The sequence below is a fragment of the Streptococcus oralis genome, from assembly GCF_022749195.1.
GTDB lineage: Bacteria > Bacillota > Bacilli > Lactobacillales > Streptococcaceae > Streptococcus > Streptococcus oralis_CI.
This window is the reverse complement of sequence record NZ_CP094226.1, coordinates 1738801-1753080: the sequence shown is the minus strand read 5'-3', so window position 1 is coordinate 1753080 and position 14280 is coordinate 1738801. Positions and strand designations below refer to the sequence as shown.

The 14280-nt window shown below is 42.1% G+C and carries 17 protein-coding genes; 16 read left to right on the top strand and 1 reads right to left on the bottom strand.

Translation table 11 applies throughout. The features are described from left to right. Positions 1–147 precede the first annotated feature (147 nt). From MP387_RS08555 to MP387_RS08480, 16 genes are all read left to right on the top strand, one after another. Positions 148–570: a hypothetical protein gene (locus tag MP387_RS08555; RefSeq protein ID WP_242746357.1), complete on the top strand. Its 423-nt coding sequence runs from the start codon at positions 148–150 to the stop codon at positions 568–570. Positions 571–824: 254 nt separating this feature from the next. Further along, positions 825–1040: a hypothetical protein gene (locus MP387_RS08550; RefSeq protein ID WP_000492029.1), complete on the top strand. Its 216-nt coding sequence runs from the start codon at positions 825–827 to the stop codon at positions 1038–1040. 340 nt (positions 1041–1380) lie between these two features. Continuing rightward, positions 1381–2064, top strand: coding sequence for a tRNA (adenosine(37)-N6)-threonylcarbamoyltransferase complex dimerization subunit type 1 TsaB (tsaB, locus tag MP387_RS08545; protein ID WP_242746355.1), 684 nt, complete (start codon positions 1381–1383; stop codon positions 2062–2064). Continuing rightward, complete coding sequence (gene rimI / locus MP387_RS08540; RefSeq protein ID WP_242746346.1) at positions 2061–2498, top strand: ribosomal protein S18-alanine N-acetyltransferase; 438 nt, start codon at positions 2061–2063, stop codon at positions 2496–2498. Before tsaB ends, rimI begins: the two co-directional genes overlap by 4 nt. Beyond that, positions 2488–3498 carry a tRNA (adenosine(37)-N6)-threonylcarbamoyltransferase complex transferase subunit TsaD gene (tsaD, locus tag MP387_RS08535; RefSeq protein ID WP_242746343.1) on the top strand — a complete coding sequence of 337 codons (1011 nt, stop codon included), beginning with the start codon at positions 2488–2490 and terminating at the stop codon, positions 3496–3498. The genes rimI and tsaD overlap by 11 nt, the downstream gene beginning before the upstream one ends. A 103-nt stretch (positions 3499–3601) precedes the next feature. Then, positions 3602–4465: an XRE/MutR family transcriptional regulator gene (locus MP387_RS08530; protein WP_242746341.1), complete on the top strand. Its 864-nt coding sequence runs from the start codon at positions 3602–3604 to the stop codon at positions 4463–4465. A gap of 115 nt (positions 4466–4580) precedes the next feature. Further along, positions 4581–5246, top strand: a complete 666-nt coding sequence (locus tag MP387_RS08525; protein ID WP_242746339.1) for a CPBP family intramembrane glutamic endopeptidase — start codon at positions 4581–4583, stop codon at positions 5244–5246. A 70-nt stretch (positions 5247–5316) separates the two neighbouring features. Further along, positions 5317–6543 carry an MFS transporter gene (locus MP387_RS08520; RefSeq protein WP_242746337.1) on the top strand — a complete coding sequence of 409 codons (1227 nt, stop codon included), beginning with the start codon at positions 5317–5319 and terminating at the stop codon, positions 6541–6543. A gap of 182 nt (positions 6544–6725) precedes the next feature. Further along, positions 6726–7334: a hypothetical protein gene (locus tag MP387_RS08515; protein WP_242746334.1), complete on the top strand. Its 609-nt coding sequence runs from the start codon at positions 6726–6728 to the stop codon at positions 7332–7334. Positions 7335–7474: 140 nt separating this feature from the next. Continuing rightward, positions 7475–8170, top strand: a complete 696-nt coding sequence (locus MP387_RS08510; RefSeq protein WP_242746332.1) for an AzlC family ABC transporter permease — start codon at positions 7475–7477, stop codon at positions 8168–8170. After that, positions 8160–8483: an AzlD domain-containing protein gene (locus MP387_RS08505; protein WP_242746330.1), complete on the top strand. Its 324-nt coding sequence runs from the start codon at positions 8160–8162 to the stop codon at positions 8481–8483. Before MP387_RS08510 ends, MP387_RS08505 begins: the two co-directional genes overlap by 11 nt. Positions 8484–8585: 102 nt before the next feature. Further along, entirely contained in the window at positions 8586–9428 is an 843-nt protein-coding gene (locus MP387_RS08500; RefSeq protein WP_000724967.1) for an amino acid ABC transporter substrate-binding protein, read from the top strand. Positions 9429–9582: 154 nt separating this feature from the next. Continuing rightward, positions 9583–10437 (top strand): MetQ/NlpA family ABC transporter substrate-binding protein, encoded by an 855-nt coding sequence (locus MP387_RS08495; RefSeq protein ID WP_000694533.1) that lies wholly within the window; start codon positions 9583–9585, stop codon positions 10435–10437. A 117-nt stretch (positions 10438–10554) separates the two neighbouring features. Next, on the top strand, positions 10555–11928 hold the full coding sequence (locus MP387_RS08490) for a M20 family metallopeptidase (protein WP_242746328.1): 1374 nt from the start codon (positions 10555–10557) through the stop codon (positions 11926–11928). Continuing rightward, positions 11921–12982, top strand: coding sequence for a methionine ABC transporter ATP-binding protein (locus tag MP387_RS08485; protein ID WP_242746326.1), 1062 nt, complete (start codon positions 11921–11923; stop codon positions 12980–12982). The genes MP387_RS08490 and MP387_RS08485 overlap by 8 nt, the downstream gene beginning before the upstream one ends. A gap of 1 nt (position 12983) precedes the next feature. Next, positions 12984–13676, top strand: coding sequence for a methionine ABC transporter permease (locus MP387_RS08480; protein ID WP_000444640.1), 693 nt, complete (start codon positions 12984–12986; stop codon positions 13674–13676). 28 nt (positions 13677–13704) lie between these two features. Here the strand turns inward: MP387_RS08480 and MP387_RS08475 are convergent, their stop codons facing one another. Then, the gene (locus tag MP387_RS08475) at positions 13705–14274 is read right to left on the bottom strand and encodes an MptD family putative ECF transporter S component (protein WP_242746324.1); all 570 of its coding nucleotides are present in this window, start codon (positions 14272–14274) and stop codon (positions 13705–13707) included. Positions 14275–14280 lie beyond the last annotated feature (6 nt).

The following is a 14280-nucleotide window of genomic DNA, read 5'->3' as shown; positions in this document are numbered from 1 at the left end:
CAGCACCATTACCTGAAGTGATTGAATCACAACCTTTGAAAGACTTGTCACCAAGTCAGACCAAATCTCAACCTTTACCCTATTTTATCATCTATGAGGCTAAGAAGTCAATCTATAAGTATAACGATGTAGAAATAGCAAGATGGAGTGGAGTGCTTACTGAACAGGCAAGGAAAAGCCCTTGACCAAAGTCAAGAGCCTACTAATAACATTGGGGGCGAACTAATCAATCGCAATTCCGGTTATTTAGAAGGCGAACCTTCAAGGACAGCACCACAGCCTGAAGAGCCAAAGGCTCAACCTGATTTTCCTACCAATGTTCAATTATATTTTAACATTGACAAGTCAGTGAAGTCAAGTTATCGGTTGCGTGGTGGTTACAAATACCCTGAAGATGCGGACATAAGGACTTTAAATAAGTATGCGGATGCTTTGCAACGGTCAGCACAACAATATTTAGATAGATTTGCCAATCAAAAAATCATCTACGCTTTTAACGAAGATAACCAACTGAACGCTCTGTTACCAGTCGCCCTACGTTATCCTCTCGATATTTATACTTTACTATAACTTACTGAGGGAATCAACTTTAAAGGCATCAAAAAGCTCCTGACCGAAGTCAAGAGCAGTCAAACACTGGGGGCGAATTGTTCAATCGCAATTTCAGTTCTTTAGAAACCAAAGTTTCAGGGATAGCACTGCAACCCGAAGAGTCAACGACTCAACCTGATTTTCCAACCAGTGTTGAATTACATTTTAACATTGATAGACCAACATTGTCAACAGTTTATATAAAAATAGGAATACCAAAAGGAGGATTAAGAATGTTTAGTTTGTTTGAATTTGCAGTAGGGGTTCGCCTCTTGATGTTTGTAGTCTTTGTGGCTTGTGTCTATGGGGGGAATGCCCTGTTTGTGCATCTGGAACACCGCAAAACAAAGTTCCTTTGGAAGCTTGCTTTTGTGACGCTCTATTCAATTTTTCTCCTCCTGGTCACCTATGTTGTCTGGCTCGTTTTCTACTTTGGTTTAAATGCCTAAAGTCAATTATTCCTCTAGATATACAGAAAATCCACCTCGTCTTGGTAGAGGGGGCGGATTTTTCTATTTTCAGGTGATATCCTTATGTTTACGATGAACTTTCGTATCAAATATCGATCCAAAGCATATATGTTTTATCTAAACTTCTTATGGCTAACCTTTCAATCCCTTGTTTACTTTCCTATTGGAAAAGATAGAAAAAATCTACCGTTTTTTTGAATTTTTTGTGCAGAATTGCTTGTCCTAAGTGGCAAGCTCCTTTTGTTTTAAAACAAAGAAAATTCCCATGTGCTGGCTTTTGTAGTATAATAGTAAACAGACAAAAAGATAGGAATGTGTTATGAAAGTATTAGCTTTTGATACGTCCAGCAAGGCTCTTTCTCTAGCCATTTTAGAGGACAAGCAGGTTCTTGCCGAGACGACGATTAATATCAAGAAAAATCACAGTATTACCCTCATGCCTGCCATTGATTTTTTGATGGTAAGTTTGGATTGGACTCCAAAGGATTTGGATCGAATCGTGGTGGCTGAAGGACCAGGTAGCTACACAGGTTTGCGAATTGCAGTAGCGACTGCCAAGACCTTGGCTCATACCCTGAACATTGAGTTAGTTGGTATGTCGAGTCTTTTGTCTCTGGTACCAAGTCAGCAAGAAGGCTTGGTGGTTCCTATCATGGATGCACGCCGTAACAATGTTTATGCAGGATTTTATGAAAATGCCAAACCTGTCATGGCAGAAGCACATCTGTCCTTTGCGGAAGTGCTAGAAAAAGTCAAGGATGCTGACCAGGTGACTTTTGTCGGAGAAGTTGGAGCCTTTGTGGAGCAAATCCAAGAACAGCTACCACAAGCTAGTTACCAGGAAACCTTGCCAAATGCAGCTAATCTAGCTTTGTGGGCTTGGGACAAGAAAGCAGACTCCTTGCACGACTTTGTACCAAATTACCTCAAGCGTGTCGAAGCCGAGGAAAATTGGCTCAAGAACCACACCGAGTCTGGCGAGTCCTACATTAAACGCCTATGATAGAAATCAAAAGAATCCAAAGACAGCCTGACCTGGCTCAAGCCATCTACGCTGTCATGGCGGATGTTTACTCAGTTAGCCCTTGGATGCTGGAACAAATTCAAGCAGACCTGTCCCAAGACCAGACTTGGTACGCTCTAGCTTATGATGGGGCAGAAGTGATTGGCTTTCTAGCTGTTCAGGAGAATCTTTTTGAAGCAGAAGTCCTACAAATCGCTGTCAAACAAACCTATCAGGGTCAGGGGATTGCGTCAGCTTTGTTTGCTCAATTGCCGGTAGATAAGGAAATTTTCCTCGAAGTCAGAAAGTCAAACCAACGAGCGCAAGCATTTTACAAGAAAGAAAAGATGGCGGTCATCGCTGAGAGAAAGGCCTACTACCATGACCCAGCTGAGGACGCCATTATCATGAAGAGAGAAGTAGATGAAGGATAGATATATTTTAGCATTTGAGACATCCTGCGATGAGACCAGTGTCGCCGTACTGAAAAACGACGACCAGCTCTTATCCAATGTCATTGCTAGTCAAATTGAGAGTCACAAACGTTTTGGAGGCGTGGTGCCAGAAGTTGCCAGTCGTCACCATGTCGAGGTCATTACAGCCTGTATCGAGGAGGCTCTAGCAGAAGCAGGAATTACAGAAGAAGATGTGACAGCCGTTGCCGTTACCTATGGGCCAGGATTAGTTGGAGCTTTGCTAGTTGGTTTGTCAGCTGCCAAGGCCTTTGCTTGGGCGCATGGACTACCTCTAATTCCCGTTAATCACATGGCTGGCCACCTCATGGCAGCTCAGAGTGTGGAGCCTTTGGAGTTTCCTTTGTTGGCACTCTTGGTCAGTGGTGGGCACACAGAGTTAGTCTATGTTTCTGAGGCTGGGGATTATAAGATTGTTGGGGAAACTCGTGATGATGCGGTTGGGGAGGCCTATGACAAGGTCGGACGTGTCATGGGCTTGACCTATCCAGCTGGTCGCGAGATTGACGAGTTGGCCCATCAAGGTCAGGATGTTTATGATTTCCCACGTGCTATGATCAAGGAAGACAATCTGGAGTTTTCATTCTCTGGTTTGAAGTCTGCCTTTATAAATCTTCACCACAATGCCGAGCAAAAAGGAGAAAGCCTGTCTACAGAGGATTTGTGCGCTTCCTTCCAAGCAGCTGTCATGGATATTCTCATGGCTAAGACCAAGAAGGCTTTAGATAAATACCCTGTTAAAACCCTTGTTGTCGCAGGTGGTGTGGCGGCCAATAAAGGCCTCAGAGAACGCCTAGCAGCCGAAATCACTGACGTCAAGGTTATCATTCCTCCTCTGCGACTTTGCGGAGACAATGCGGGTATGATTGCTTATGCTAGTGTTAGCGAGTGGAACAAAGAAAACTTTGCAGGCTTGGAGCTAAATGCCAAACCAAGTCTCGCCTTTGATACTATGGAATAAAGAGTCAGCTTGAGGCTGGCTTTTTCACTTTTTAAAGTGTCAGAATATTTTGATAGAACTATGAAAATAATGATATAATATGCAAAAGCTAGGAGGTGGTAAGATGATTGAGAGAATGGAATTGGGAGAATTTTACAAGGAATTGCGATTGGCTAGGAAGCTTAAGCAGTCAGATGTGGCATGTGATGGCCTGACAGCATCCCAGCTATCTAAGTTTGAACTAGGGCAGTCTATGTTGTCTGCGGATAAGTTGATCCTAGCTATACAAGGGATAAATGTGACCTTCGACGAGTTTGGACACAAGCTTAATAATTACCAGGAATCCCCACATATGCGAATCGGTAGAAGGGTTGTGGATCGCTTTGCTCATCAAGATATAGCAGGATTAGAGCAACTGTTGGAGGAAATCGAGCAGGAACAGATAGCGCAGACCTATCGTTGTTTGAATGCTATTGTGATCAAAGATGCTATCCATTCCTTGGATAAAAACTATCCGTTAGAAGAGGAGGATAGCGAGTTTTTAACTACTTACCTCTATGCTATCGAGTCTTGGACCTGGTTTGAACTCTATATTTTTTGCAATACCATGCCCTTCTTGAGCAACCAAGATCTAATCTTTTTATCAACCTCTTTACTTGAAAAATCTAAGGAATTTAAAGAGTTAGTACACAATCGATTGTATATGAAACAAGGACTGTTAAATATCATCTCAGAGCTCATGGAGCGCAAACTTTTTTCTTATATCCCAATCTTTGAAGCCGAGCTGGAGAGTATGCTCCGCCCATACGATGTTTTTGAGAAATTATTGTGGCAGTTTTTAAAGAAAATGAGTGTTTTCCTTCAGACCAAGGGAAGCAATCAAAAAGAGATTGAACACTTTATCCAATCTCTGCAAATATTAGAGAATCCCCAATTAACAGCCCTTTTTGAATTACGCTTACAGCAATACAAAGACCTTATCGACTAACAAACAATCGCAAATCTGAAATTCCTATAAGAAAAAATGTCAAATATGCGATTTTCTAAAATAGGGCAGTTTTCGTGTTATACTGTCTTTATTTCATAGTATAGGAGAAAATAAAATGAAAAAGATAATCTCACGCTACTACTTGTTTATAGCTGTTCTACTTGTCATTGCTGACCAGTTCTTGATTCGTTTGCTTTTACATAGCGACCTTGCTGCGGTTCTATCCGACTTTGCCTATTATTTGTCGGATATGCTGTTGAATTTTCTTGTGGTTCTGCTTGCTTTTATTGTTATGGTTTGGTCAGGTAAATGGCAGAAAATTAACAGTCGAAAATTTAGAGGTTCTTATCTTTTCTATTCCTTTTTAGCTCTTCTTGCTTTTGTTGTTTGGAATTTCGTAACATTTTATCTTTTCCCACCTACCAAAAATGAAATTGCTTATCAACTGGATGTTCCTACTTTTACAGGAGCAACGGCATTTTTGATGTATTTTTTTTATCCTGTGATTGCAGGTCCCATTTTTGAAGAGATGATTTATCGTGGATTGGTGATGAACGCTCTGGAAAAAGGAAAGAAATGGGGACTGGATGTGCTCGGTTCGGCTGTTTTATTCGGGGTCTTGCATATTAGTAATCATGGTTGGGTCTTGACAGACTTTTTCGTATATATGGGTGGCGGTCTCATATTTGCAGTCTTATTTAGAGTGACAAAGTCCATTTATTGGCCTATTGGACTGCACATAGTCTACAATGGCATTGGTCAAATTTTACCGTTGCTGTAATTTTAGGTGTTCAGCAATATCGGTCTATCCTTGGGGAGAACTTCCCATTTGAACTCAAAAAGGAGTTGCGATGAAAGTATTTATTCAAAATAGAGATTTTAGGCAATTAACCATCAACCAGTGGATTTCAACGGTTGGGGATACGATTTTTTATCTTGCTTTTTTGAATTATGTGGCAGACGCTTCGTTTGCCCCCTTGGCGATTTTACTCATTACGATTTCAGAGACTGTTCCTCAAGTTCTGCAAATCTTTATGGGAGTTTTGGCTGACTTTCAACACAATCGTGTTCTAAAGTATACGGTTATTAGTTTTGTCAAATTTGTACTTTATTCTATAGTTGCACTTTCGCTTTCAGGGCAGTCCTTTTCCTTATGGCTCGTATTCTTTATTTGTTTAATGAATCTCTTGTCGGATACATTGAGTTACTTTTCAGGAGCCATGCTAACTCCTATTTTTATAAGAATCATTGGGAAGGAACATCTGACAGAAGCCATTGGCTTTAAACAATCCACAGTTAGTTTAGTTCGGACAATCAGTAATATTCTAGGAGGGATTTTACTAGGAATTCTTTCCATTCAGTTTATTTCTTTGCTAAACGCTCTGACGTTTCTGATAGCATTTGTAGGTATTCTTCTCATAAAAAATGATCTTTTGAAAGTTGAAAAAACAATTAGCTATCAAGAAGGTCTTTCTATAAAATCGTTTTGCCAGCATTTGTTCCAATCATCGAAATTGATCTGGAATATGGATAGAGTAATCTTCATTTTATTTATCGTCTCTATCAGCCAAGCTGTGATCAATGTCACTGTTCCTATTTCGACTCTTTTTTTAAGAAACCAACCGTTTTTGAATTTGCAAACTGGTCAATCTCTCGCTTTGTTATCAACACTAGAATTGTTAGCACTTATTGTTGGAAGTCTTGTAAGTGGCTATCTGAAAAATACGATTTCTATAAAAACAGCTCTATATGCCTCAGTTGTCATCCAGTTACTCCTTTTAGTAGGATTTGCCACAGTTCATTTTGGCTTGATTCTGCTTTTCAGCTCCTTGGATGCCTTCATCGCAGGGTTACTGTCTCCTAGATTGCAAGAACTCGTCTTTAAACAAATACCTGAGGAGTCAATGGGAGCGGTTCAATCCTCTATTGGTGCTATTACGGTTGTTTTACCAAGTCTATTCACAATCGTTTTTGTAATGATTGCTACAAGTTTTGGGGTCCTATCGGTCAGCTTTATTCTATTGCTATTACTCCTAACCGCATTTGTCATGCTCTTGAATATTCGTGAGAGCATTTAGTAGGGAACTTTGATTTAATTTCGATAAGGCTGGCTTCCCAGTCTTCTTTTATCTCCAATATCTAATAATAGTCCTTGCTCAATTCCTTGTTACCTTAAATGAAAAAGTAATTTTAAAATCAACCACGGAATCCGACTCTATCAAAGTTTGTCAATCATAGAGTTTTTTTGTATAGTAGATATATGAAAAATACAAAAATAATCAGTAGTTTGCTTGCTATTGGAGCTTTACTCATGCTTTTATCAGCTTGCCAGAATATCAAAAAAACACAACTGGTCTTGTTTGAATCCCTTTCGTTCGGTATGTCTCCTAAATCTGTTGAAGAAAGATTTGGAAAGGCAAGCGAGGTGGAGGAAGAAAAGGAAACGGCCTATCGCGATACCTGGCGTGCAGAAGACCCGTATTTCTATAAAACAGGTCGCCTTTTCTATCACTATGAGCAGATTACTTTGAAAGGCTATCCAGGCCGAGCGACTTTTACATTTTCAAAATCGCATCGTTTGGAAACAGTAGCGGCTTATTTTCCCGTTACCTCAAAAGCTGAGCAGCAAGCATTCCTCGATAACTTATCCCAGACTGTAAAAAAAGAGCTTGAAGAACTCCCAGATTACCAGTCCATGACAACTGAGACAGTAGGCATCTATGATGACGGTTATCGCTACAAGGTCAAGTTAAAAGGACAACAGTGGGAACTCTGGGTTGATGTCTATCCAACAGAAAATAAATATGCTACAGACACAGAAACCGATAAGTATACTATCCGAGTGGATCAATTTCTCATGTATCCATAAACAGGTAACATTTTTTACAATGTTTACTAGCTCCAAGTTTCAAACTCTAAACTTTTTTCTCTTTTATGAATGTGTTATAATAGTCCGTGCTGTGGCTGTGATGACGAACAGCCGCAATTGGAGAGAATATGAGGAGAAGGATGAAAGAAAAAGGATTTTGGGAAGGTGTTCAGGCAGCTATGCCGACTGCCCTCGGCTATGTTAGTATCGGTCTAGCTTGTGGGATTATCGGCGCTCCCTATGTGACACCTGTTGAGATGGGTTTGATGAGCCTCTTTGTTTATGCTGGGAGTGCCCAGTTTGCCATGTTGGCATTGATTGCGGTACAAGCACCTGTCGCAGCTATTGCTATGACGGTCTTTTTGATCAACTTGCGTCTCTTTTTGCTGAGTTTGCATGCGTCGACTTATTTCCGTCATACTAGTCTCTGGCAAAATATCGGTATGTCTAGCCTTTTGACAGATGAGACTTACGGGGTTTTGATGGGAGAATTAGCCCATACAGACAAGGTCAATCCTATGTGGATGCATGGGAACAATCTCAACAGTTATGTAGCCTGGTTTATTGGGACAGTGGCGGGGACGGCTTTAGGTGGGCTTCTTCCAAATCCTGAGGTCTTTGGCTTAGACTTTGCCCTTGTCGGAATGTTTATCGGGATTTTTACTTCGCAATTTCAGATTATGCAAAGACGGGTTCCTGTACGGAATCTGCTGCGGATCCTAGCCGTTGTTGCGGTGTCCTTCTTTTTGCTCTTGACAGTGGTGTCTCAGTCGCTAGCTGTTCTGTTTGCGACCTTGCTAGGTTGTACCATGGGGGTGGTCTTAGATGGTCAGTAAATATCTTTTGTTAGCCGTTATCTTTTCAGGCCTAGTGACTTGGATTCCCCGTATGATTCCCTTCATCTTGGTTAAGTACAAGGGGTTGCCAGCTATCGTTGAGCGATTTTTGAAGTTCTTGCCTGTTTCCATTATCTTTGCCTTGATCCTTTCAAGCGTAGTGACTGGCAAGGTTGGCAGCCTTCCTCAGATCAAATGGCTGGACTTTTTAGCAGTCTTTCCAACGGCTTGGGTAGCCTTTCGCTACCGCAATCTAGTTGCTACAGTTCTCTTTGGAGTGGTCTTGATTGCAGTCTTGCGTCTGGTCTTTTAGTCAGCCATAAAAAAAACCTATCACCGAGATAGATATCATATAATGGCGAAAAAAAATATTTTCTGTTAAGATAGTAAAGTATTCTATTTTGGAGGAAACGACATGAAAAAAATCGTCAAATATTCATCTCTTGCTGCTCTAGGACTTGTTGCCGCAGGTGTACTAGCAGCTTGTTCAGGTGGAGATAAAAAAGATACTGCAACTAGCGAAGCAGCATCTGGTAAGAAAGAAATTATCGTTGCAACCAATGCTTCACCAAAACCATTTAACTACGAAGAAAATGGCGAGTTGACTGGTTATGAGATTGAAGTAGTCCGTGCTATCTTTAAAGACTCTGACAAATACGATGTCAAGTTTGAAAAGACAGAGTGGTCAGGTGTCTTTGCAGGTCTTGATAGCGACCGTTACCAAATGGCTGTGAACAATATCAGCTATACCAAAGAACGTGCTGAAAAATACCTTTATGCAGCTCCAACTGCTAAAAACCCTAACGTTCTCGTTGTGAAGAAAGACGATGATAGCATCAAGTCGCTTGATGACATCGGAGGCAAGTCTACTGAGGTCGTTCAAGGGACAACATCAGCTAAACAGCTAGAAGATTATAACAAACAACACGCTGACAATCCAACGGTTCTTAACTACACTAAGGCTGATTTCCAACAAATCATGTCTCGTTTGAGCGATGGTCAGTTTGACTACAAGATCTTCGATAAAATTGGTGTTGAAACAGTTATCAAGAACCAAGGTTTGGACAACTTGAAAGTCATTGAACTTCCAAGCGACCAACAACCTTACGTTTACCCACTTCTTGCTAAAGGTCAAGATGAGTTGAAATCATTTGTAGACAAACGTATCCAAGAACTCTACAAAGACGGAACTCTTGAAAAATTGTCTAAACAGTTCTTCGGAGACACTTATCTCCCAGCAGAAGCTGATATTAAATAGTCGTATGAAATCATCCAGTCTGAGAAAGGCGGATGATTTCTCAATTTTTAGGCATATAGTTTCAAACTATACGTCTGCCTATCTAATAACAATTTGCTAAATCAAATAAAGTATGAGATACTATTACGGTATTATTTTTAAAGGAGATAGAATCATGAAAATTAAAAAATGGCTCGGTGTAGCAGCTCTTGCTACAGTCGCAGGTTTGACTCTTGCAGCTTGCGGAAATTCAGAAAAGAAAGCAGACAACGAAACAGTTGTCAAAATTGCAACAGTTAACCGTAGCGGTTCTGAAGAAGCACGTTGGGATAAAATCCAAGAATTGGTTGAAAAAGATGGTATTAAATTGGAATTCACAGAGTTCACAGACTATTCACAACCAAACAAGGCAACTGCTGATGGCGAAGTAGACTTGAATGCTTTCCAACACTACAACTTCTTGAACAACTGGAACAAAGAAAACGGGAAAGACCTTGTAGCGATTGCAGATACCTACATCTCACCAATCCGTCTTTACTCAGGTAAAAATGGGGAAGAAAACAAGTACACCAAAGTGGAAGAAATCCCAGATAACGGTGAAATCGCCGTACCAAACGATGCAACAAACGAAAGCCGTGCACTTTACTTGCTTCAATCAGCTGGTTTGATCAAATTGGATGTTTCTGGAACTGCCCTTGCAACAGTTGCTAACATCACAGAAAATCCAAAGAACTTGAAGATTACTGAATTAGACGCTAGCCAAACAGCTCGTTCATTGTCATCAGTTGATGCTGCCGTTGTAAACAATACCTTCGTTACAGAAGCAAAATTGGACTACAAGAAAGCACTCTTCAAAGAACAAGCTGATGAAAACTCAAAACAATGGTACAACATCATTGTTGCGAAAAAAGATTGGGAATCATCACCTAAGGCTGATGCCATCAAGAAAATTATCGCAGCTTACCACACTGATGAAGTGAAAAAAGTTATCGAAGAAACATCAGACGGTTTGGACCAACCAGTTTGGTAATAAGACACAGGGAGGTGGGAGAGAGTTTCCACCTCTTGCTTTTTATATAGAGTTGATTTTAAAGAGGCACTTGTGGTCGTTTTGAGGACGCAAGTACGTAGTAGAAAGAGAGAGAAAATGGTTTTTCCTAGCGAACAAGAGCAGATTGAAAAATTTGAGAAGGATCATGTGGCCCAACATTATTTTGAAGTCTTGCGCACCTTAATTTCCAAGAAATCAGTCTTTGCCCAGCAGGTTGGACTAAAGGAAGTCGCAAACTATCTGGGTGAGATTTTCAAGCGTGTAGGGGCTGAAGTAGAGATTGATGAGACTTATACGGCCCCTTTTGTCATGGCGCATTTCAAGAGTTCGCGTCCGGATGCCAAGACCTTGATTTTCTATAATCACTATGACACCGTGCCAGCAGATGGCGACCAGGTGTGGACAGAGAATCCTTTTACCCTTTCTGTGCGAAATGGCTTTATGTATGGGCGTGGGGTTGACGATGACAAGGGCCACATCACGGCTCGTTTGAGTGCTCTGAGAAAGTATATGCAGCACCATGATGACCTGCCTGTCAATATCAGCTTTATCATGGAAGGGGCAGAGGAATCTGCTTCTATGGATCTAGATAAGTATTTAGAGAAACACGCAGACAAACTTCGTGGGGCGGACTTGCTAGTCTGGGAGCAAGGGACCAAGAACGCCTTGGAACAGCTGGAAATCTCTGGCGGAAACAAGGGAATTGTAACCTTTGATGCTAAGGTAAAAAGTGCGGATGTGGATATTCACTCGAGTTATGGTGGTGTCGTGGAGTCAGCGCCGTGGTATCTTATCCAGGCCTTAAGTAGTCTGCGAGCTGCTGATGGACGTATCTTGGTAGAAGGCTTGTACGAGAATGTTCAAGAGCCAAATGAACGAGAACTAGCCTTGGTAGATACCTATGCCCAACGCAATCCTGAGGAAATCAGTCGCATTTATGGCTTGGAATTGCCTCTCTTACAAGAGGATCGTGCAGCCTTTCTAAAACGTTTCTTTTTCGAGCCAGCCCTTAATATCGAAGGGATTCAGTCAGGTTATCAAGGGCAAGGGGTTAAAACGATTTTGCCAGCAGAAGCCAGTGCTAAGCTAGAGGTTCGTTTGGTTCCTGGCCTAGAACCGCATGATGTTCTGGAAAAAATTCGGAAACAGCTAGACAAAAATGGCTTTGATAAGGTAGAATTATACTATACCTTGGGAGAGATGAGCTATCGAAGCGATATGAGCGCACCAGCCATTCTCAACGTAATCGAGTTGGCCAAGAAATTCTATCCACAGGGCGTTTCAGTCTTGCCGACAACAGCGGGGACAGGACCTATGCATACGGTCTTTGATGCCCTAGAGGTACCAATGGTGGCCTTCGGTCTAGGAAATGCCAATAGCCGAGACCATGGTGGAGATGAAAATGTGCGAATCGCCGATTACTACACCCATATTGAATTAGTAGAGGAGCTGATTAGAAGCTATGAGTAGAGATATTATCAAGTTAGATCAGATTGATGTGACTTTTCACCAAAAGAAGAGAACCATCACAGCGGTCAAGGATGTGACCATTCACATCCAAGAAGGGGATATCTACGGAATCGTTGGATATTCTGGAGCAGGGAAATCAACCCTTGTACGGGTGATTAACCTCTTGCAAAAACCATCTGCAGGGAAAATTACCATTGATGACGATGTGATTTTTGATGGTAAGGTCACTTTGACGGCGGAACAGTTACGTCGGAAACGTCAAGATATCGGGATGATTTTCCAACACTTTAATCTTATGAGCCAGAAAACGGCCGAGGAGAATGTGGCCTTTGCCCTTAAACATTCTGGACTCAGCAAGGAAGAAAAGAAAGCTAAAGTAGCCAAGTTGTTAGACTTGGTTGGCTTGGCGGATCGTGCTGAAAACTACCCTTCACAACTATCAGGAGGGCAAAAACAGCGTGTGGCCATTGCGCGTGCCTTGGCAAATGATCCAAAAATTTTGATTTCAGACGAGTCAACGTCTGCCCTCGACCCTAAGACAACTAAGCAGATTTTGGCCTTGTTGCAAGATTTGAACCAAAAATTAGGATTGACCGTTGTCTTGATTACGCATGAAATGCAGATTGTCAAAGATATTGCCAACCGTGTGGCAGTTATGCAGGATGGGCATTTGATTGAAGAGGGTAGTGTTCTTGAAATCTTCTCAGATCCTAAACAACCTTTGACCCAGGACTTTATCTCAACAGCTACAGGTATTGATGAAGCGATGGTCAAGATTGAGAAGCAAGAAATCGTAGAACACTTGTCTGAGAACAGTATCTTAGTGCAGCTCAAGTATGCAGGGGCTTCGACAGACGAGCCACTTTTGAATGAATTGTACAAGCGTTACCAAGTAACGGCCAATATCCTCTATGGGAATATTGAAATCCTCGATGGCACTCCAGTCGGAGAATTGGTTGTGGTCTTGTCAGGTGAAAAAGCAGCGCTAGTAGGTGCTCAAGAAGCCATCCGTCAGGCTGGTGTGCAGTTAAAAGTATTGAAGGGAGGACAGTAAGATGGAATCATTGATTCAAACCTATTTACCAAATGTCTATAAAATGGGCTGGGCTGGTCAGGCAGGCTGGGGAACAGCCATCTACCTAACTCTTTATATGACAGTTCTTTCCTTCATCATCGGAGGGTTCTTGGGGCTGGTGGCAGGTCTTTTCCTCGTCTTGACAGCGCCAGGTGGTGTCTTGGAAAATAAGGTTATCTTCTGGATTTTGGACAAGATTACCTCTATTTTCCGTGCGGTTCCTTTCATCATCCTCTTGGCAATCATGTCGCCACTCTCTCACTTGATCGTCAAGACGAGCATCGGGCCAAATGCAGCTCTTGTGCCACTTTCTTTTGCGGTTTTTGCCTTCTTTGCCCGTCAGGTGCAGGTGGTCTTGGCTGAACTAGATGGTGGTGTCATTGAGGCGGCTCAAGCGAGCGGAGCGACCTTCTGGGACATCGTGGGTGTTTACCTATCAGAAGGTCTTCCAGATTTGATTCGTGTGACGACTGTGACCTTGATTTCCCTTGTTGGGGAAACAGCTATGGCAGGAGCAGTTGGTGCTGGTGGTATCGGTAACGTAGCTATCGCTTATGGATTTAACCGTTACAATCACGATGTGACCATCTTGGCAACCATCATTATCATCTTGATTATCTTTACAATCCAGTTCTTGGGAGATTTCTTGACCAAGAAACTAAGTCATAAATAAAAAGAGCCGAAGGGCTCTTTTTTAGTGATTAGATCTTGTGTGTAAGCTTTTTACTAATGGCTTGCCCAACCACAGCCCCCATCAAGGCACCTAGGAGGATGCTTGAAACAAAGAGAAGGATTTTGTCCAACTCTGGAGCGACCATGATACGGTCAATGTATTCTTGGGATTTCCCACGCGCAAGTAAGGTGGCCACGTAAGTTTTGGGACGGATCCACATGAGGAAGATAGGGCCACTTGTGCTAAAAGCAAAGACGAGGAAGGAGAGGGTGTTTTTGATTCGATCTCTGTAGTTTCCGAGACGAGCGATGGCATCTGCTACAAGACCACAGGCGAGTCCTGGGAGAAAGGCACCAGCGCCATGCTTGCTGGCTAGGAAGAAAATTGCCATAAAAAGTCCTAGACTGGTGATAGCGCCAAAACGAGGGACCTTCGTCAAAAGAAGCATGTAGACACTGCCACCGACAAGGGCAGAAAAGGCCGGCGCGTAGAACATATTGCCTGTTTGATCGACCAGGTGTCCTAGGAAGACTCCAATCCCTACACAGAGAAAGTAGAGGACGGCGGCCAAGAGGGCGGTTAAGATATTTTTCTTCATGAGAAT

Bases quoted from the DNA above. Each gene is read 5' to 3' on its own strand.
- MP387_RS08550 (WP_000492029.1), top strand. From the start codon at position 825: ATGTTTAGTTTGTTTGAATTTGCAGTAGGGGTTCGCCTCTTGATGTTT.
- tsaB (WP_242746355.1), top strand. From the start codon at position 1,381: ATGAAAGTATTAGCTTTTGATACGTCCAGCAAGGCTCTTTCTCTAGCC.
- rimI (WP_242746346.1), top strand. From the start codon at position 2,061: ATGATAGAAATCAAAAGAATCCAAAGACAGCCTGACCTGGCTCAAGCC.
- tsaD (WP_242746343.1), top strand. From the start codon at position 2,488: ATGAAGGATAGATATATTTTAGCATTTGAGACATCCTGCGATGAGACC.
- MP387_RS08530 (WP_242746341.1), top strand. From the start codon at position 3,602: ATGATTGAGAGAATGGAATTGGGAGAATTTTACAAGGAATTGCGATTG.
- MP387_RS08525 (WP_242746339.1), top strand. From the start codon at position 4,581: ATGAAAAAGATAATCTCACGCTACTACTTGTTTATAGCTGTTCTACTT.
- MP387_RS08520 (WP_242746337.1), top strand. From the start codon at position 5,317: ATGAAAGTATTTATTCAAAATAGAGATTTTAGGCAATTAACCATCAAC.
- MP387_RS08515 (WP_242746334.1), top strand. From the start codon at position 6,726: ATGAAAAATACAAAAATAATCAGTAGTTTGCTTGCTATTGGAGCTTTA.
- MP387_RS08510 (WP_242746332.1), top strand. From the start codon at position 7,475: ATGAAAGAAAAAGGATTTTGGGAAGGTGTTCAGGCAGCTATGCCGACT.
- MP387_RS08505 (WP_242746330.1), top strand. From the start codon at position 8,160: ATGGTCAGTAAATATCTTTTGTTAGCCGTTATCTTTTCAGGCCTAGTG.
- MP387_RS08500 (WP_000724967.1), top strand. From the start codon at position 8,586: ATGAAAAAAATCGTCAAATATTCATCTCTTGCTGCTCTAGGACTTGTT.
- MP387_RS08495 (WP_000694533.1), top strand. From the start codon at position 9,583: ATGAAAATTAAAAAATGGCTCGGTGTAGCAGCTCTTGCTACAGTCGCA.
- MP387_RS08490 (WP_242746328.1), top strand. From the start codon at position 10,555: ATGGTTTTTCCTAGCGAACAAGAGCAGATTGAAAAATTTGAGAAGGAT.
- MP387_RS08485 (WP_242746326.1), top strand. From the start codon at position 11,921: ATGAGTAGAGATATTATCAAGTTAGATCAGATTGATGTGACTTTTCAC.
- MP387_RS08480 (WP_000444640.1), top strand. From the start codon at position 12,984: ATGGAATCATTGATTCAAACCTATTTACCAAATGTCTATAAAATGGGC.
- MP387_RS08475 (WP_242746324.1), bottom strand. From the start codon at position 14,274: ATGAAGAAAAATATCTTAACCGCCCTCTTGGCCGCCGTCCTCTACTTT.